We start from the raw sequence: 17,946 nt of genomic DNA, 5'->3' as shown, positions 1-17,946 counted from the left end.
GTACCCCCCACGTCCGTATCCCCGCTCCCGCCGCCCCGCAGGGGCATCCGACACCCCATGGAGACCCGATGTCCCCTCCCGTGCCGGTGGCCGTGTCGGCCACGCTCGCCGCGGACGAAGCGCTGGCCCGCAGGCGTCTGGCGGGCCAGGAGGTGCTGTCCCTGGCCAGCGGTGAAGTCGGCCTGCCGGTTCTTCCGCGGCTGAGGAGCCTGCTCGCCGACGCGGCCGGCCGCAACGCCTACGGCCCGGTGCCGGGGAGCCCGCGGCTGCGGGCGGCGGCGGCCGGGTACTGGGCGCGCCGCGGTCTGCCCGTCGATCCCGGCCTGGTCGTCTGCGGGCCGGGGAGCAAGCCGCTGCTGTTCGCGCTGATGCTCGCCGTCGGCGGTGACGTGGTGGTGCCGGTGCCGAGCTGGGTCAGCTACAGCGCCCAGGCCCGGCTGGCCGGCGCGCGTGCCGTGCCGGTCCCCACCCCGCCCGGCGAGGGCGGGGTGCCCGACCCGGACGCCCTGCGGGAGGCGGTGGCGGCGGCCCGGTCCGGCGGGCGGGACCCGCGGTCCGTGGTGGTCACCCTGCCCGACAACCCGACCGGCACCATCGCCTCGCCCCGGACCGTGCGCCGTCTGGCACGGGCCGCCAGGGAGCTCGGCCTCGTCGTCATCTCCGACGAGATCTACCGCGACCTGGTCTTCGACCCCGCGGACCGGATCGCCTCCCCCGCGCTGTACGCCCCCGAGAGGACGGTGATCACCACCGGCGTCACCAAGAACCTGGCGCTCGGCGGCTGGCGGCTCGGCGTCGCGCGGCTGCCCGACAGCGACACGGGGCGCGAGCTGCACACACGGCTGCTCGGTGTCGTCAGCCAGATCTGGTCGAGCACCGCGGCGCCCGTGCAGGAGGCCGCGGCGTACGCCCTGGAGGAACCGCCCGAGGTCACCGCCCGTGTCACCGCGAGCCGCCGGCTCCACGGGACGGTCGTCCGGGAGGCGGCCCGGCGGTTCGCCGCGGCCGGCACCGTCCTCACACCGGTACGGGCGACGAGCTACCTCTACCCCGATTTCGAGCCCCTGCGGGAGGACCTCGTACGCCTCCACGGGATACGGGGCGGCACCGCTCTGACGGAGCTGCTCATGGAGCGGTACGGGGTGGGCGTCCTGCCCGGGGCGGTCTTCGGCGAGCCGGACGACCCGCTGAGGATCCGGATCGCCACCTCCCGCCTGTACGGCGAGACCGACGCCGAACGCACCGCGGCGCTCACGGCCCGCGACCCGCTGGAACTGCCCTGGATCCGCGCCGCCCTGGACCGCGTCACCGAGGTCCTGCACGACCTCACCGGCCGGCCCCCCGGCCCCGCGCCGGACGGCGCGCGGCCATGAGACCCGCACATCCCGACGACCCCGGTCCGGCACACCGCCCGGACCCCGAGGACCCACCGGAGGTCACCGACACCATGTCCATCATCTTCGAATGCTCGTACGAAGGCAGGCGTTACGCGGGCCTCGGCATCCCCGCCGAGGGCGACCCCCTCACGCTCCACGCGGTGGAGGAGGGCCGGTTACGCGCGGCCGTCCTGGCCGGCGGCCCGGAGGCGGCGGCCGCCGTCGTCGCGGACACCGCCGGGACCGTCACGGTCCCGGCCGGCGATCCCGGGCTGCGTTTCCTCCCCCCGCTGCTTCCCACCGCCACGGACAGCTCCCTCATCAACGGCTTCATGGGCACGCACCGCTCCAAGTTCGACCGCGCCCCGGAACCGGACGAGGAGTTCACCCCGCCGAACTACTACATCAAGGGCTTCGGGTCGTGGCTGCGCATGCCCGGTGACCCGCTGGTCACCCCCGCCGACCCCGTCTGGCTGCTGGAGGAGCCCGAGGTCGTCCTGGTGTACGTCAACGACGACGAGGGGAACCCGCACTACGCCGGCTACAGCTTCGGCAACGACCTCAACGACATCGGACTGCACCTGAAGAACCCCTGGGCCTGGACGCCGTACGCCAAGCTGTGCGAGACGTCCATGACCCCGTGGCTGTTCCTCGGGGAGCCGCCGCGGACCGTGACGGGGCGTGTCGCGATCGAGCGCGACGGCGCCACGGCCTGGGAGGGGCCCTTCTCGTGCGGCGCCGACTCGATCTTCCACCGCTTCGGGGACATGACGGAGTACCTGTTCTCGTACCCGGCACTGCGCCGTCCCGGGCTGGTCAACTACCTCTTCGTGGGCGCGGACAAGGCCAGCTACCACGACGGGTTCCGGATCGAGGACGGTGACCGCATGGTCATCGACGTGTCCAGCCACGGCGCGGTGCTGTCCAACGTCGTCCGCTACGGACCTCAGGCCGCCTCGGTCACGGAGAGGGGGCCGGCCGCGGAGTCGGCCACCGCGTAGGCGGTCACCGGCGCCTCACCGCGGGAGCGGCGGTCACGCCGTACCGCCTCCAGGTAACCGGTGATGGCGTCGTGACTGCGCGTCAGGCACCGGATGCGGTCGGCCATGCGCTCCCGCTCGTGCTCCAGGGTGGCGATCGTCTCCTCGTTCGCCCCCGACACGTGGATGGCCCGGGGATCGTTGACGCAGGGAAGCACCTGCTTGATGACCCGGGTCGACAGACCCGCGTCGAGCATCCCCCGGATCTGCAGGACCCGGTCCACGCAGCCTTCGGCGTAGTCCCGGTAGCCGTTCGGTGCCCGGCCGGGCACCAGGAGCTCCTGCTCCTCGTAGTAGCGCAGCAGCCGGCGCGGCGTTCCCGTGCGCTCGGAGAGCTCACCGATCCGCATACGACCCACCTCCACTCACGTCCACTTGACATTCACATCAATGTGAGGGTTTCAGGATACCGTCATGTCAACGACACAGACAGATCTACTCGACACGTCCCCGCCCGCGGACAACCGCAAGCTGCCCCTGTCGCCGCTGCTGGCACTCGCCACCGCCGCCTTCATGGGCATCCTGACCGAGGCCCTCCCGGCCGGCGTGCTGCCCGAGATGGCCCGCGACCTGTCGGTCAGCGAGTCGGCCATGGGCCAGGCGCTCACCATCTACGCCATCGCCACCGGTGTGTCGGCCATCCCGCTGGCCGTGACCACGGCACGGTGGAGGCGCAAGCGGCTGCTGCTGCTGTCCGTGGCGATGTTCGCGGTGGCCAACACCGTGACGGCGCTCTCCTCCAACTACCCGCTGACGATGGTGTTCCGGCTCCTGGCCGGTATCGCCGCGGCGGCCGTCTGGGCCGAACTGGTCGGATACGCGCGGCGCCTGGCGCCCCCGCACCTCCAGGGCCGCGCCATCGCCATCACCATGGCCGGTGTGCCACTGGCCCTCTCCCTCGGCATCCCCGCCGGCACCTTCCTCGGTGAACTGTTCGGCTGGCGCCTGACCTTCGGTCTGGTGACCGCGGTCTCCGTCCTCCTGCTGGGGTGGATCCACTTCACGGTCCCGGACTCGCCCGGCCAGAGCGCCGGCACCCGCGAACCGGTCTTCAGGGCGCTGGCCCTCCCCGGCGTCGCGGCCGTGCTGTTCGTCGTCGCGGCCTACGTGCTGGCGCACAACATCCTGTACACCTACATCGCCACCTTCCTCGACGAGAACGGCCTGGGCGGCGCCCGGGACGTGGTCCTGCTCGTCTTCGGCATCGCCTCCGTGGTGAGCATCTGGATCACCGGTGCCATGGTGGACCGCAAGCTGCGGATGCTGCTGATCGTCAGCAGCGCCCTGTTCATCGTCGCGGCGGCCCTGCTGGCGGTGCTGGCCACCAACGTCCTGGTCGTCTACGGCGCGATGGTGCTGTGGGGACTCGGCTGGGGCGGCGTCACCACCCTCCTGCAGACCGCGGTCACCGATGCCGGCGGCGACCGGGGCCAGGCCCTGCTGGTCACCACGTGGAACTCCTTCATGGCCGGCGGCGGCGCGGTCGGCGGACTCCTCCTGGGGTCCTTCGGCCCGGACTCCTTCGCCTGGAGCGTCCTCCTGCTGATGGTCCCGGTGCTGCTGGTCGTACTGGTGGCGCGCAAGCACGCCTTCCCCGCCAAGCGTCCGGAGTCGACGTAGGACGGTTCGCCCGCACACGGCCGGGCACACCGGGGGAGCCCGTACGATCCCGTGCCCGTGCCGCACCCGTACCTGTGCCCGTGCCGCACCCGTATCCGCTTCCGGCCGTGTGCCGGGAGACGCGCCGCGGGGAGCGGAGGGGCTCCGCCACCCCCGTCGGAGCCCCTTCGCCCGTGGTGTCCACGAAAGCCCCGCCCCCGCCTTCCCGGCCGGGGCGGGGCTTTCACGTTTCCGCGGGCCGCCCCGTGCCCGGGGCCCTCCCCGTGCGGCGGGCGCGGGTCACGGCGGGGCGCCCCCGTCCCGGGCCCCGCGGGGCAGCTCCCCGGTGCCCTCGGGGCGCAGTCCGGCCAGGACCGCCGGGGCGGCGGCTCCCGGCAGCAGGAGCCGCCACAGATCGGTGACGGCCCGGTGCGAGAGCCACTCCCTGTTCTCCCGTGCGAGGACCTCGTACCCGGTGGTCGCCGCCGTCATGGTCTGGGCCAGGTGCGAGGGGGCCGGCGTCCCGGCGAGCTCCCCCTGGTCGGCGGCGCGCGCCAGCAGTTGCTGGACGCAGCTCTGCCACGCGTGCCTCAGGCTGAGGCAGAGCCGCCCGGAGGCGTCGCTGTTGAGGCGCAGACCCGCCCGCACGACCACGTCCTCGTGGAGCAGGCGGGTGAGGGCGTGGGTCACGTCGATGAGGGTCTGGAGGGCGCCGGCCGGGGACTGCTGGGACCGCCAGGCCGCGCGGTACAGCCTGCGGGCCGCGGTCCTCTCGACGGCGTCGGCCAGTTCGGGCTTGCTCTGGAAGTGGAAGTGCAGGGCTCCGCTCGTCACGCCCGCGCCGTTGCTCACCTCGCTCAGGCGCGTCTTCTCGTATCCGTGTCTCTCGAACTGCTCGGCGGCCGAGCGGATCAGCGCCCGGCGGGTGCGGACGGCACGCTCCTGCATGCCCGCTCCGGCGGGATGGGCGTCTGGCTCAGGTCCGTCCAGGAACGGTGGCAGCGGCATACCAGTATCAATACCTTCGTGAATGATTTGGTGCCACCTCCATGGACTTTTTGTCTCTTATATTCCTTTCATTGGCTGAGTTGATGTCCTGTGATCGCCTCCCGGCGGGAAAGGGTAGGCAAAGCGCTTAGCCGTGCAGGGGTACATATCGTCTCTAATATGAATATTTACTGCCGTACTCCCCTTTGACAAAAACATTCGTCACGGTTTTAATTTGGCAGTCGGTTGCTGGGAGCTCCATTTCAGGGGGAAGGGAAAGTCATGGCCGGCAAGACAGCCCTGCTCGCGCACCGCGGTCCCGCGTCACACGAAGCGCCGTCCCGGCAGCCGGGGCGAACGGCCCCCGCGGCCCCGCCGGCACCGGAGGACGGCGGGGGATGGCGGGTCCTGGTCGTCGAGAGCGTCCCGGACGAGGCGGACCACCTGGCACGGGCCCTGCGGCGCCACGGCCACCGGACGAGGAACGTGGGGACGGGGCGGGCCGCGCTGGAGGTCTACGGGGAAGCCGACCTCGTGCTCCTCGACCTGGACCTCCCCGACCTCGACGGCCTGGAGGTCTGCCGCAGCATCCGGCTGGCCGACGACAAGCCGCTCATCGCGGTGACCGCCCGCGCCAGTGAACTGGACCGTGTGCTCGGGCTGCAGGCCGGAGCCGACGACTACCTGGTGAAGCCCTACGGCTTCCGGGAGCTGATGGCGCGGATGGAGGCGGTCATGCGCCGCTCCCGCCCCCGGGCGGCCCCCACCGCCACCGGTGCCACGACGCACAACGGCCTGCGGATCGACCTGGAGCGGCGCACGGCGACCCTGGCCGGGGAGCGGCTCGACCTGACGCCCAAGGAGTTCAGCCTCCTCGCCCTGCTGGTCTCGCACGCCGGGGACGTCCTGCCCCGGGAGCGGCTCATGCGGGAGGTGTGGGCCGGCTCCTGGTCCAGGCGGACGCTGGACACCCATGTGTGCAGTCTCCGGAGCAAGCTCGGCTCGAACGACTGGATCCTCACCGTCCGCGGCGTCGGGTTCCAGATCGGATGCCGCTGACCCCTTTGGCGCGCAGGGGATTCACGCAGGAGGGATTGCGTCCCCGGCCCGGTGGCCCCCGAATTTCTTCGGTGCATGAAAACAATGACCTTCGTCCGTCCCGGGAACCCGTCATGTGGAATGAAGGATTCACGCACCGGCTCGGCAAACAGATGGCAAAAGCATTTCCCGCCGTGAAAGCGGACGCTTGATGCGGGCGAAAAGTGCGCAGTATATGTGAGGCTCGAAGTCGGTTGTGGTAATCCCCGAGGAGAAGGCTCGCATGATGAATGCAACGTCTGCTGTCCGTCCGGTCGACCCGGTTCATCTCGACATCAACGGGCGCGACCCGCACGCCGAGATAGCACGCCTGAGGGAGCGGGGACCGATAGCCCCCGTCATGCTTCCGGGCGGCGTATTCGCGTGGTCCGTCACCAGCCAGTGGGCCATCAAACGGCTGCTGACGGACCCGCGGGTCTCCAAGGACGCCGAACGGCACTGGCCCGCCTGGATCAACGGGGACATCCCCGCGGGCTGGCCGCTCGCCCTGTGGGTCTCCGTGCGCAGCATGATCACCGCGTACGGCGATGAGCACAGACGTCTCAGAAAGCTCGTCACGAAGGCGTTCACCGCCCGGAGCATCAGCACGCTCGGACCGATGGTCACCGCGATCGCGCACTCCCTGCTCGACCGCCTGGCCGAAGCGCCGCCGGGGGCGGTGGTGGATCTGCGGGAACGGTTCGCCGCCGTCCTGCCCGTGCGCGTCATCTGCGAGTTCCTCGGTATCCCGGAGGAGTCGCGCGACGGCCTCCAGGAGAAGATCGGCCTCACCTTCCTGACCGCGGTGCCGGCCGAGGTGGTGGAGAGCAACGTCCGCGAGCTCTACGCCGCCCTGGGGGAGCTGATCGAGAGCAGGCGCGCCACTCCGAAGGACGACCTGGTCACGCATCTGATCGCCGCGCGCGACGCGGAGGACGGCTCGGGGCTGACCCAGCAGGAACTCGTGGACACGCTCCTCCTCGTCATATCGGCCGGTTACGAGACGACGGTCAACCTCCTCGACCACGCGGTGCACAGCCTTCTCCGGAACCCCGACCAGCTCGCCCTCGTACGCGAGGGGGTGGCGACCTGGGACGACGTCGTGGACGAAATTCTGCGCTGTGAACCCTCCGGATTCCACGTCCCGTTACGTTATGCGGTCGAGGACATCGAGATCGCCGGTGTCCTCATCCCCGCGGGGGACGCCATCATCATCTCGCTCGCCGGAGCGGGCCGGGATCCGGAGGTGCACGGCGACAACGCGGAACAATTCGATGTGACCAGAGAAAAGCGCCGCGAGCATCTGGCCTTCGGATTCGGAGTGCATTACTGTCTCGGCGCACCGCTGGCCAGAATGGACGCCGTGATCGCTCTCGAAGCCCTGTTCCGGCGCTTTCCCGGCATGAGGCTCGCCGATCCGGCGGAACGGCTCGAACTCCTGCCGTCCTTCATCTCCAACGGCCACCGGAGGCTTCCGGTCTTCCTGGGCGACAGCGGCTGACCGCGGACTCCGGGAGGGGCGGGATCCCGCCCCTCCCGGAGCACCACGGCGGGCCGGCCCGCGGTGAGGGCCGGCCCGCCGTACAGCCCCGCCCGTCGTACAGGGCCGGCCCCGGGGCGTGCGCCGCGCTCAGCGCGCGGGGGCGAGGGCGGGGGACCGTCCGCCGAAGTGGTGCAGATGGCCGAGGGCCCAGGCGCGGTACGTGCGAAGCGGTCCGCCCGTCAGCTCCGGCGGCACGGTACCGGTCCGCTTCTTCCCGCCGGCGGCCTGGAGGTCGGCGCGCCGGAGCAGGGCCTCGGCCACCTCCGGGGGATACCGCCGCATGAGCTCCGCCGCCGCCTCCCGGCGCGTCAGCGGCCTGAAGCGCAGGGGCCTGCCCAGCAGTTCGGAGAGGATCCGGGTCTGCTGTACGGCCGTCAGCGCCTCGGGGCCCACCAGGGTGCAGGTCCTGCCCGCGTGCCGCTCCGGCTCCATGAGCAGCCGTACCGCGACCGACGCCACGTCACGGGGGTCGACGGGGGTGTTGGGCGCGTCGCCGTACAGCGCGGCGACCGTGTCCCCCGCCCGTATGCCCGGGGCCCACGCCAGGGTGTTCGACATGAAGGCGCGGGGCCTGAGCAGGGCCCAGGTGAGAGGCGAGCGGCGCACCGCCTCCTCCGTCTCCCGCTGGCGGCGGGTGACGAGGTCGTCCGTGTCGTCCCCGACCACCGCCGCGGAGAGCTTGACCACGTGCCGGACCCCGGCGGCGGCCGCGGCTGCGAGGAAGGCCTCGTCGTGCCGCCGGGCCGGATGGCCGGTGACGAGGAAGGCGGTCCGCACACCACGCAGGGCCCGCCCCAGGGACACGGGGTTTTCGTAGTCGGCCGCGACGGCCTCGGTCCGGGGGCCCCCGGCGGTGATCCGCCCCGGGTCCCTGGCCATCAGCCGTACGGCGCACCGGGGTGCGAGCTGCCGGGCCACCTCCGCGCCCACGGTCCCGCTCGCCCCGGTGACGAGGATCAACGGACCGCTCCGGCGCCACCCGTGGTGACGGTCGAGGTGAAGACGGGGCTGCCGTCCTGCCGGCCGGTGACCGTGACGGTGTGCCCGCCGGGGCCGCGTACGGCCTCGATCCACAGCGGGCTGCGGAACTCGGCGTACCTGTGGAAGGCGTTGTTGCCCCGGAGGGGGACCAGAGCCGCCGGGCCCACCAGCGCGTGGGCGGCCTGCCGCGCCGCCTCGATGAGGACCATCCCCGGAATGTGGTCCTTGGGCCCCTGGTAGAGCGTGGTGTGCGACGTGTCCACCCGCAGCCGCCACAGCCCCTGCCGGACGGTGGGTACGAGAAGGACGTCCCTGCTCCGGGTACGGCCCACCGCGTGTGGGGCCATGAGGGCGCCGGCCGGTGCCGGGGGAGGGGGCGCCTGCGGCAGCTCGCCTCGTACACGCGCGTATGTTTTCGCGCCGAGCAGTTTGATCCGGCTGGTGCCGGTGCCCGCCGTGTGTCCGCCCCGGCGGACGGTGACCTTGCTGCACATCCCGGTCGGACGGCCCGAGCCGCGGGTGATCTCCGAGAACTCCACCTCCAGCTCGACCTCCGGGCCCTCCCGCACGGCGAGCCGGCCGGGGTTCGTGGTGTAGTCCAGCTCCCACATCAGGAAGTGGTGGCCGGCGGGCACGCCGTACGCGTCGTGGCTGATCAGTATCGTGCTCTGGCGCATGGACTCCACCAGTAACAACGCGTCGTGCAGGCCGTCGCGCGGGGCGAAGAAGCCGTGGTCGGCCGGCCACGCCCCCCGGACCAGGAACCGGTCGCCGGATATGTGGGCCCAGTCCGTGGGGACCACGTCCCGCGCTCTTCTCCGGTGCACCAGCTCCATCGGGACGACGGGTCTCGCGCTTGCGACCTGGGCACTTGCTTGCAGCATGAGCACACCCCCCAAGTGTGTGGCCGGCAGCGCCGCGCTGTCGGCGCGGCCAACATACGTACGCTCGCGTATGTTTTTCAATGGGTGTCGAAGTCTGAACCTTTCGCACCGTATAGACGCAGGATGTGGAATCAAGGCTTCACCTTCGATTCCTAAGGAATGGCGGGATATATTCCGCTATACATAAGGCAAGGGTGGCTGAATGGTGGGCATGCTGGGAGTCCCTCTTCCTGATAAGTTCATACCTTCAGGTTTTTTTGTTCTGTGAGCGGCGGGGAGCAAGGTGGCGAAACAGGATCGATCGGTACGTACGCGGCAGAAGGTGCTGGAGGCGGCCGCGGAGGTCTTCAACCGCATGGGCTACCAGGCGGCGACGGTCAGTGACATCGCCGTGGAGGCCGGTACGACCAAGGGCGCGGTGTACTTCCACTTCAAGGGCAAGGAGGACCTGGCCCAGGCCATCCTCCGCAGACAGCAGCAGGACACGGAGGCGGCGCTGGTGCCGCAGCGGGTCAAGCTCCAGGAGATAGCGGACTCCGGCCTGGTCCTCGCGGAGCGGCTGCGCACGGACTCGCTGGTGCGGGCCAGCATCCGCCTCAGCCTCGACCAGCAGGCCGGCGAGCTCGACCGGGGCTCGGCCTTCCGGGACTGGTCCCGGTTCAACCTCGAGATCCTCCAGGAGGCGGAGCGGCGGGGCGAACTGCTCCCCCACGTCGACCCGGTGGCCGTCGCCGAACTGTTCGTCGGTTCCTTCTCCGGTCTGCAGCACATGTCGCAGGTGCTGGCCGACTACGCCGACCTGCCGCAGCGGGTGTCGGTGCTGCTGGCCAACGTGCTGCCGAGCATCGCCGTGCCGCCGGTCCTGGGCGCCCTCGACTACTGCGCCGAGCGCGGGCGGCTCCTGATCGCCGCCTCGGAACGCGCGGCCGGAACCCCGCCGGACGGGCCCGGCACGGACTGAGCCCTGCCCGGCACGGTCCGAGGGTGAAGGGACCCCGCCGCTCCCGGGGCGTTCGGAGGGCCGTGGTGCCGGGGCGCCGCCGGAGGCGTCCCGGCCCGGCCGTCCGGCCGCCGGACCCGGGCCCGGACGTGCCGCGCGGATTTCCCGGGAGGGCCCGGGGCACCGGTGCGGGCCCACTACCCTTGAGGGGTGACTATTCGCCTGTACGACACCAGCGCCCGGCAGATCCGTGACTTCGTGCCGCTCACCGCGGGCTGTGTCTCGATCTACCTCTGTGGCGCTACCGTCCAGGCCGCCCCCCACATCGGGCACATCCGGTCCGGGCTGAACTTCGACATCATGCGCCGCTGGTTCGCCTACCGCGGCTACGACGTGACCTTCATCCGGAACGTCACCGACATCGACGACAAGATCATCAAGAAGTCGGCCGAGCGGAACCGCCCCTGGTGGTCCATCGGTTACGAGAACGAGCGCGCCTTCAACGACGCCTACGACGCCCTGGGCTGCCTCCCGCCGACGTACGAACCGCGTGCCACCGGCCACGTCACCGAGATGGTCGAGATGATGCGCGGCCTGATCGAGCGGGGCCACGCCTACGAGGCCGACGGCAACGTCTACTTCGACGTGCGCTCGTTCGAGGGGTACCTGGAGCTGTCCAACCAGGACCTCGACGACCTGCGCCAGCCCTCCGGCGACAACGAGACCGGCAAGCGCGACAAGCGCGACTTCGCCATGTGGAAGACCGCCAAGCCGGGCGAGCCCAGCTGGGAGACCCCGTGGGGCCGCGGCCGGCCCGGCTGGCACCTGGAGTGCTCCGCGATGGCCCACAAGTACCTGGGCAGCGCCTTCGACATCCACGGCGGCGGCATCGACCTGATCTTCCCGCACCACGAGAACGAGATCGCCCAGGCCAAGGCCTTCGGCGACACCTTCGCGCGGTACTGGGTGCACAACGCCTGGGTCACCATGGCCGGCGAGAAGATGTCGAAGTCCCTGGACAACTCCGTCCTGGTCGCCGACATGGTCGAGCGGTGGCGTCCCATCGTGCTGCGCTACTACCTCGGCACCCCGCACTACCGGTCGATGATCGACTACAGCGAGGAGGCCCTGCGCGAGGCCGAGTCCGCCTTCGGGCGGATCGAGGGCTTCGTCCAGCGGGTCACCGAGATGGCCGGCGGCGAGGTCGCCCCGGCCGCCGAGGTGCCGCCGGCGTTCGCCGAGGCGATGGACGACGACTTCGGGGTCCCGCAGGCGCTGGCGATCATCCACACCGCCGTCCGGCAGGGCAACTCCGCCCTCGCCGCCGACGACAAGGAAGCGGCCGTCGCCAGGCTGGCCGAGGTGCGTGCCATGCTGGGTGTGCTGGGCCTGGACCCGCTCGACCCCCACTGGACGGGCGGGAGCGGCGGCGGTGAGGATCTGCACGGCGTCGTGGACACCCTCGTACGGCTCGTACTGGACCAGCGGGAGTCGGCACGCGAGCGCAAGGACTGGCCCGCCGCCGACGCCATCCGCGACCGGCTGAGCCAGTCGGGCCTGGTCATCGAGGACAGCCCCAGCGGCCCCCGGTGGACCCTCGGCCCGCGCTGAGCGCACCCACCCGCACCGCGTGTGAGCGGCGCGTATGTGCCGCCCGGCCGTCCGGGCGGCACACTCTGAACTTGACGACGTTTTTCTGAAGCAACGAAACAGGTAGGTCATGGCCGGGAACAGCCAGCGCAGGAACCGCCGCACGTCCAACAAGAAGGGCGCGCAGGTCGGCAGCGGTGGCCAGCGACGCCGTGGTCTCGAAGGCAAGGGACCGACGCCGCCCGCCTCCGCCCGCAAGGGACACAAGAAGAACCGGATCGCGAACGCCCAGGCCAAGCAGGCCGCGGCCCGCCGCCCCGCCCCGCGCCGCGGCGGCGTCAAGGGCACCTCGGAGATGGTCGTCGGCCGCAACCCGGTCTACGAGGCCCTGCGCGACGGCGTCCCCGCGACCACGCTCTACGTCCAGCAGTACATCGACAACGACGAGCGGGTCCGCGAGTGCCTCCAGCTCGCCGGCGAGCGCGGCAACATCAACCTCATGGAGGCCCCGCGCCCCGAGCTGGACCGGATGACGAAGGGCCTCAACCACCAGGGCCTGGTCCTCCAGGTCCCGCCGTACGAGTACGCGCACCCGGAGGACCTCACCGCCGCCGCGTACGACAACGACGAGGACCCGCTGATCGTGGCCCTCGACGGGGTCACCGACCCCCGCAACCTGGGTGCGATCGTCCGTTCCGTCTCCGCCTTCGGCGGCCATGGAGTCGTGGTGCCCGAGCGCCGCGCCGCCGGGATGACCGCCGGTGCGTGGAAGTCCTCCGCCGGTACGGCCGCCCGCACCCCCGTCTCCCGGGTCACCAACCTGACCCGCGCCCTGGAGGGGTACCAGAAGGCGGGCCTCACGGTCGTCGGCCTGGCCGCCGACGGCGAGCACACCGTCGAGGACCTGGAGGCGCTGGACGGGCCGGTCGTCATCGTGATCGGCAGCGAGGGCAAGGGGCTCGGCCGCCTCGTCGGAGAGACCTGCGACTACCGTGTCCGGATCTCGATGCCGGGTGGCGCGGAGTCGCTGAACGCCGGTGTCGCCGCCGGCATCGTCCTCTACGAGGTGGCGCGCCGCCGGGGCTGACCGCCCCGGGGCTCCGGCCCCCGCCGCCCCGCCCACGACCCGGGCGGGGCGCCGTTACCGGCCCCCGGGACGGCGTGGCCACCGGCCCCGGGGCGGTGCGGGCCGTCGCCCGGGACGCCCGGGTCCCGCCTGTCCAGGAGGCCGTTGACGGGTCTCGGACACTTCGTGCGTGTCAAGGCAGTGTCCTAACGTCACGTCACTCGGTTAGATGAGTGTGGACACCAGAACGCCTCGGTTCGACGAACAACCCGCCCTGAGCATGACAAAGGTGGACAGCGACCCCGCCCAGGTCATCGTCAACCACGCCAGCTTCAGGGTGCAGCTCGCCCCGGGCCAGCGCACCCGTCTGCGCGCCGTGAATCCCGCCGGACCGGTCCGGATCCCCGCCATGAGCGGTGTCCCCGGCCGCCGGAGGGCCCCCGTCGTCTGGAGCGGCAGGTCGGAGCCGGGTGACGCCGGAGCGACCGGACTGCTCCAAGCCGTACGGAACTCCACGGCGGGCTACCTCGACGCCCCGCCGTCCGACGGCTTCGGCAGGACGTACGGCGACGGCACGGACGGTACCCAGCTCCTCCCGGCCCTGGAGGACACCCAGCCCAACCCCGTGCTCCTCGCACCGCCCCAGCAACCGGGCGGCCCCCGCACGGGGGCCCTGCTGCCCCCGATGCGGCAGGCCGTCGGCGCCTACGACCCGGTCGAACCGGAGCCCGGCGCCCCGTACGGCGAACGCCCCTACGACGACGGGCGACACGGGCACACGGCGTACGACGACGGAGCGTACGACGAGGGCACCGACGAGCCGGGCGGCCCGTCGGCGCAGGAGCGCCGGCAGACGGGCGACACCGTCCGGCACGCCTACTACCCCGGCCGCCGGATGAACCTCGGGGTCGTCCTGCTCCCGCTGCGCGTGCTCGTCGGCTTCATCTCCATCTACGCCGGCATGGGCAAGCTCTCCGACCCCGTCTACTTCGACGGCGGCGACCGCGGCACCATGGCCAAGTGGCTGGCCTCGATGCACCCGTGGGCGGTCGCGGAGCCGGTGCACGACTTCGCGCTGACCCATCCGGTCGGCTCGGGGCTGGCCGTGGCCTTCCTCCAGATCGTCGTCGGTGTGCTGACCGTGCTCGGTCTGTGGCAGCGGATCGCCGCGGCCTTCGGCCTGCTGCTCGCCGCCGCGCTCGTGATCGCCGTCAGCTGGCGTGACAGCGCGTCCTACGACGCCTCCGACGTCATCTTCCTGGCGGCCTGGAGCCCGCTGGTCATCGCCGGCGCCCCGGTCTACTCGCTGGACGGGCGGCTGGCCGGCGAGGCCTGGCGCACCCTCGGCCCGCGCTCGGACATCTGGGACCTGCGCCGCCGGGTCCTGCGCCGCGGCGCGGTCGTCGCCACCGTCGTCGTCGGGCTGACCCTGCTGGTGGGCTCGATGCTCGGCGGGGCGGTCCGCTCCACCCAGGTGGTCACCGTGCCCGGCCCGGACGGCCACCCGACCAACCAGCTGCCCGGTTCGCCGCTGCCGGAGGAATCCACCGGAGAGCCGCGGCAGCCGTCCCGGACGCCGGAGCAGCGCCGTTCGGAGGCATCTCCGTCCGCCACGCCGACGACCCCGTCCGCCGTGCCCTCGACCCCGGCCTCCGACGCGTTGCCCGAGAGCGGCGCGACCACCGGTGCGAGCACCGGCGGGCCCAGCCAGACCCAGGGCACCGGCCAGGAACCGCCGCAGGAGACGGTCCCGCAGGAGCCGCCGGCCGAGGTCCCCGGCCCGACCTCCACGGGCGGCACCGCTTCCGGTGGCGGTGCCGGCGGGACGGACGACGGAGGTTCCACGGGCGGCGGTTCCACCGGCGGCGCCGGCCAGAACCCCATCGGCGGCCTCTTCGGCTGAGACCGGCCGTCCGCGGAGCACGGGGGCCGCCACCGGAATTCCGGTGGCGGCCCCCGTGTGTCTGCCGGGTAGGGCGTGTGCGTACCGGGTACGGGCCTCGCGCCCGGTGTCTTCCGCGGCTACGCGCCCGGCCGTGCGCCCAGTTCCCTGGCCGCTTCGGTGAGGTCCTTCGCGGTGTCGATGGCCCGCCAGTACGCCCCGTGGGGCAGCGGGTAACCCGCCAGCCGGCGCTCACGGGCCAGGCCGGGGAAGGTCGTACGTTCGTGGTCGCCACGCTCCGGCAGCAGCGACGTGAAGGCGGGGGCGAAGACGTACACCCCCGCGTTGATCAGATACGGCGAGGGCGGCGACTCGATGAAGTCGGTGATGTGCCCGAACGCGTCCGTCTCCACTGCGCCCCAGGGGATCCGGGGCCGGGCGAGCGCGAGCGTCGCGGTGGCGTCCCGCTCGGTGTGGAACGCGGCCATCTCCCGGAGCGAGAACCGGGTCCAGATGTCACCGTTGGTCGCGTACCAGGGCTCCGACGGATCGGGCAGCCGTGCCGCGGCATGCTTGAGACCGCCGCCCCGGCCCAGGGGCTCGGTCTCGACGACGGTCGTGACGCGCAACGGCAGGTCGGCCGACGACAGCCAATCCTGCAGCACATCGGCGAGATGACCGCACGAGACCACGGCGTCGGTGACACCCTCGGCGGCCAGCCAGGACAGCTGATGGCCGATGATCGGAGTCCCGGTCCCCGGGATCTCGACCATCGGCTTGGGACGGTCGTCGGTGTACGGGCGCAACCGTGAGCCCTGGCCACCCGCCAGGATCACGGCCTGCGTCGGATACGTATGCATGCCAGGCACGATATGCGGTGCACGGCGGGCCGCCCGGCCGGGCCGCCACCGGGTCCTGCCCGGCTCGTCCGTGCTCCGGTGCGGGGCGGCTCAGCTGAACTGCGCCACACCCGAGGCGAACGAGGTGTCGCAGACCGGCCGGGAGAAGCGGTGGGCGCGCGTCGGACCGTACTGGTCCACGGCTGCCTTGCCCAGCGCCTTCGCGATCGACATGCAGTGCTTGGCCAGCGAGGGGCGGGCCTCCACCGCGCGCTGGAGCTCGGTGAGGGCGACGCCGGGGTTCTTCTCCCGCATCTCCAGGATGAGCTTGTCGCGCAGGACGTCCTGCGGGGCGAGCGTCTTGGCACGCTTGGACACGGCGGTCTCGGACGCCGCGTTCAGCAACTGGGACTCGCTGCCCTGGCCGGACCACGACACACGGGTGACCGCGAGGGTCCCGGACAGCACCATGACGACGGGCAGTACGAAGGCAAGGGATCGGCCGATTCGGCGCGCGGTGTGCTTCACGCAGGCGAGCGTAGCGTTCGGTGATGAATCAGCGACACTTCGTCACCCTTGCGAGGGAGGGTTCGAAGTATCTTTTCGATTTACGGGTTGACGCGGCGGCCCGGACGGAGGGGAACGGCCGGGCACCCCGGGGGAGTTCACCGTCCGGCCCGTCCGACTGTCCGGCCCGTCCGGCCCCTCCGGCCCGGAAAACGTCCGCACCACGGGGACGGCCCCCGCCGTCCCGGAGGGAACCGGGGCGGCGGGGGCCGTCCGGCAGCCGGAGCTGCCGGTGTCACGAGCCGGTGGGCCCTGAGCCGTTCAGGCCCGGGTCTCAGGCGGTGAGGCGCTCGCCGGTCGAGGTCGCGAAGACGTGCAGCTCGTCCGGGCGCGGCACGACGTGCAGTTCGGTGCCCTTCTCCGGGACGGCGCGGCCGCCGACGCGGACGACCAGGTCCTTGTGCTCGCCACCGACCTGCGCGGCACCGTAGACGTAGCCGTCGGCGCCGAGCTCCTCGACGACGTTGACCGAGACGGCCAGACCGGCGGGCGCGCCGGCCGAGCCCTTGGCGAGCGACTGGGCGGCGGCGCCACCGTGCTCGACGATGTCGAAGTGCTCCGGGCGGATGCCGACGGTGACCGTGCGGTCGCCGCGGTTCGCGGCGGCGGTGAGCGCCTCACGGGAGACCGGGACGACGCTGTTGCCGAACTTCACACCGCCGTCGGTGATCGGGACCTCGACCAGGTTCATGGCCGGGGAGCCGATGAAGCCGGCGACGAAGAGGTTCGCCGGGCGGTCGTACATGTTGCGCGGCGAGTCGACCTGCTGGAGCAGACCGTCCTTGAGGACCGCGACGCGGTCGCCCATGGTGAGGGCCTCGACCTGGTCGTGGGTGACGTACACGGTGGTGATGCCGAGGCGGCGCTGCAGGGAGGCGATCTGCGTACGCGTCGACACACGGAGCTTGGCGTCGAGGTTCGACAGCGGCTCGTCCATGAGGAAGACCTGCGGCTCACGCACGATGGCGCGGCCCATCGCCACACGCTGGCGCTGACCGCCGGAGAGCGCCTTGGGCTTGCGGTCCAGGTAGTCGGTGAGGTCCAGCATCTTGGCGGCCTCTTCGACCTTCGCCCGGATCTCGGTCTTGTTCACACCGGCGATCTTGAGCGCGAAGCCCATGTTGTCCGCGACGGTCATGTGCGGGTAGAGCGCGTAGTTCTGGAACACCATCGCGATGTCCCGGTCCTTCGGCGGAAGGTGGGTGACGTCGCGGTCACCGATGCGGATCGCACCGCCGTTGACGTCCTCGAGACCCGCGAGCATGCGCAGGGAGGTCGACTTACCGCAACCGGAAGGACCGACGAGGACGAGGAACTCCCCGTCCGCGATGTCGATCTCGAGCTGGTCCACGGCCGGCTTGGTGGAGCCGGGGTAGACGCGGGACGCCTTGTCGAACGTGACGCTGGCCATGCGGAATCTTCTCCTTCACCGGCAGGAACGTGCCGGACGATCCGAGTAAGGGAGCGGGTGCTCTGTAGTCCATCGGAGTGAACCTGAGGTGACGCTACCTGGCGTTTCCGGTTCTGTCAGCAGTCCAAGGTCCCGAATATCGCTCCGGACCTGCCCGGGACGTT

General features: G+C 71.6%; 16 protein-coding genes. 9 read left to right on the top strand and 7 right to left on the bottom strand.

Annotation, left to right across the window (positions count from 1 at the left end; all coding sequences use genetic code 11):
• Positions 1-68: 68 nt before the first annotated feature.
• Positions 69-1,373: a pyridoxal phosphate-dependent aminotransferase gene (locus CP967_RS15100; RefSeq protein ID WP_190175137.1), complete on the top strand. Its 1,305-nt coding sequence runs from the start codon at positions 69-71 to the stop codon at positions 1,371-1,373.
• Positions 1,370-2,377, top strand: coding sequence for a fumarylacetoacetate (FAA) hydrolase (locus CP967_RS15095; RefSeq protein ID WP_229888463.1), 1,008 nt, complete (start codon positions 1,370-1,372; stop codon positions 2,375-2,377). Before CP967_RS15100 ends, CP967_RS15095 begins: the two co-directional genes overlap by 4 nt.
• Here the strand turns inward: CP967_RS15095 and CP967_RS15090 are convergent.
• Positions 2,323-2,766, bottom strand: a complete 444-nt coding sequence (locus CP967_RS15090) for a MerR family transcriptional regulator (RefSeq protein WP_150488484.1) — start codon at positions 2,764-2,766, stop codon at positions 2,323-2,325. The two genes, CP967_RS15095 and CP967_RS15090, sit on opposite strands and share 55 nt — an antisense overlap.
• A gap of 64 nt (positions 2,767-2,830) precedes the next feature.
• Here CP967_RS15090 and CP967_RS15085 point away from each other — a divergent pair, with 64 nt between their 5' ends.
• Positions 2,831-4,036: an MFS transporter gene (locus CP967_RS15085; protein WP_150488483.1), complete on the top strand. Its 1,206-nt coding sequence runs from the start codon at positions 2,831-2,833 to the stop codon at positions 4,034-4,036.
• A 279-nt stretch (positions 4,037-4,315) separates the two neighbouring features.
• On the opposite strand, the gene CP967_RS15080 is transcribed toward CP967_RS15085, so the two are convergent.
• Positions 4,316-4,963: a ScbR family autoregulator-binding transcription factor gene (locus CP967_RS15080; protein ID WP_150488482.1), complete on the bottom strand. Its 648-nt coding sequence runs from the start codon at positions 4,961-4,963 to the stop codon at positions 4,316-4,318.
• A 321-nt stretch (positions 4,964-5,284) separates the two neighbouring features.
• On the opposite strand from CP967_RS15080, the gene CP967_RS15075 reads away from it, so the two are divergent.
• Positions 5,285-6,061 (top strand): response regulator transcription factor, encoded by a 777-nt coding sequence (locus CP967_RS15075; RefSeq protein WP_150488481.1) that lies wholly within the window; start codon positions 5,285-5,287, stop codon positions 6,059-6,061.
• Positions 6,062-6,323: 262 nt separating this feature from the next.
• Positions 6,324-7,580 (top strand): cytochrome P450 family protein, encoded by a 1,257-nt coding sequence (locus CP967_RS15070; protein ID WP_229888464.1) that lies wholly within the window; start codon positions 6,324-6,326, stop codon positions 7,578-7,580.
• A gap of 129 nt (positions 7,581-7,709) precedes the next feature.
• On the opposite strand, the gene CP967_RS15065 is transcribed toward CP967_RS15070, so the two are convergent.
• Both CP967_RS15065 and CP967_RS15060 read right to left on the bottom strand, forming a co-directional pair.
• Positions 7,710-8,582: an NAD(P)H-binding protein gene (locus tag CP967_RS15065; protein ID WP_150488480.1), complete on the bottom strand. Its 873-nt coding sequence runs from the start codon at positions 8,580-8,582 to the stop codon at positions 7,710-7,712.
• Positions 8,579-9,487 (bottom strand): ScbA/BarX family gamma-butyrolactone biosynthesis protein, encoded by a 909-nt coding sequence (locus CP967_RS15060; RefSeq protein ID WP_150488479.1) that lies wholly within the window; start codon positions 9,485-9,487, stop codon positions 8,579-8,581. Before CP967_RS15060 ends, CP967_RS15065 begins: the two co-directional genes overlap by 4 nt.
• 283 nt (positions 9,488-9,770) lie before the next feature.
• Here CP967_RS15060 and CP967_RS15055 point away from each other — a divergent pair, with 283 nt between their 5' ends.
• From CP967_RS15055 to CP967_RS15040, 4 genes are all read left to right on the top strand, one after another.
• On the top strand, positions 9,771-10,448 hold the full coding sequence (locus CP967_RS15055; RefSeq protein ID WP_150488478.1) for a ScbR family autoregulator-binding transcription factor: 678 nt from the start codon (positions 9,771-9,773) through the stop codon (positions 10,446-10,448).
• 189 nt (positions 10,449-10,637) lie between these two features.
• Complete coding sequence (gene cysS / locus CP967_RS15050; protein ID WP_150488477.1) at positions 10,638-12,038, top strand: cysteine--tRNA ligase; 1,401 nt, start codon at positions 10,638-10,640, stop codon at positions 12,036-12,038.
• Positions 12,039-12,147: 109 nt separating this feature from the next.
• Positions 12,148-13,104, top strand: a complete 957-nt coding sequence (rlmB, locus tag CP967_RS15045) for a 23S rRNA (guanosine(2251)-2'-O)-methyltransferase RlmB (protein ID WP_150488476.1) — start codon at positions 12,148-12,150, stop codon at positions 13,102-13,104.
• A 208-nt stretch (positions 13,105-13,312) separates the two neighbouring features.
• Positions 13,313-14,986, top strand: coding sequence for a DoxX family membrane protein (locus tag CP967_RS15040; protein WP_150488475.1), 1,674 nt, complete (start codon positions 13,313-13,315; stop codon positions 14,984-14,986).
• 119 nt (positions 14,987-15,105) lie between these two features.
• Here the strand turns inward: CP967_RS15040 and CP967_RS15035 are convergent, their stop codons facing one another.
• The 3 genes from CP967_RS15035 to CP967_RS15025 form a co-directional block, all read right to left on the bottom strand.
• Entirely contained in the window at positions 15,106-15,825 is a 720-nt protein-coding gene (locus tag CP967_RS15035; RefSeq protein ID WP_150488474.1) for a nucleotidyltransferase family protein, read from the bottom strand.
• Positions 15,826-15,915: 90 nt separating this feature from the next.
• The gene (locus CP967_RS15030; protein ID WP_150488472.1) at positions 15,916-16,332 is read right to left on the bottom strand and encodes a hypothetical protein; all 417 of its coding nucleotides are present in this window, start codon (positions 16,330-16,332) and stop codon (positions 15,916-15,918) included.
• A 313-nt stretch (positions 16,333-16,645) separates the two neighbouring features.
• Positions 16,646-17,782, bottom strand: a complete 1,137-nt coding sequence (locus CP967_RS15025; RefSeq protein WP_150488471.1) for an ABC transporter ATP-binding protein — start codon at positions 17,780-17,782, stop codon at positions 16,646-16,648.
• Positions 17,783-17,946: the final 164 nt, after the last annotated feature.

This window comes from Streptomyces nitrosporeus (assembly GCF_008704555.1).
GTDB classification, from domain to species: Bacteria; Actinomycetota; Actinomycetes; order Streptomycetales; family Streptomycetaceae; genus Streptomyces; species Streptomyces nitrosporeus.
The sequence above is the reverse complement of the archived record's forward strand: the minus strand, read 5'-3'. Positions and strand labels throughout refer to the sequence as shown.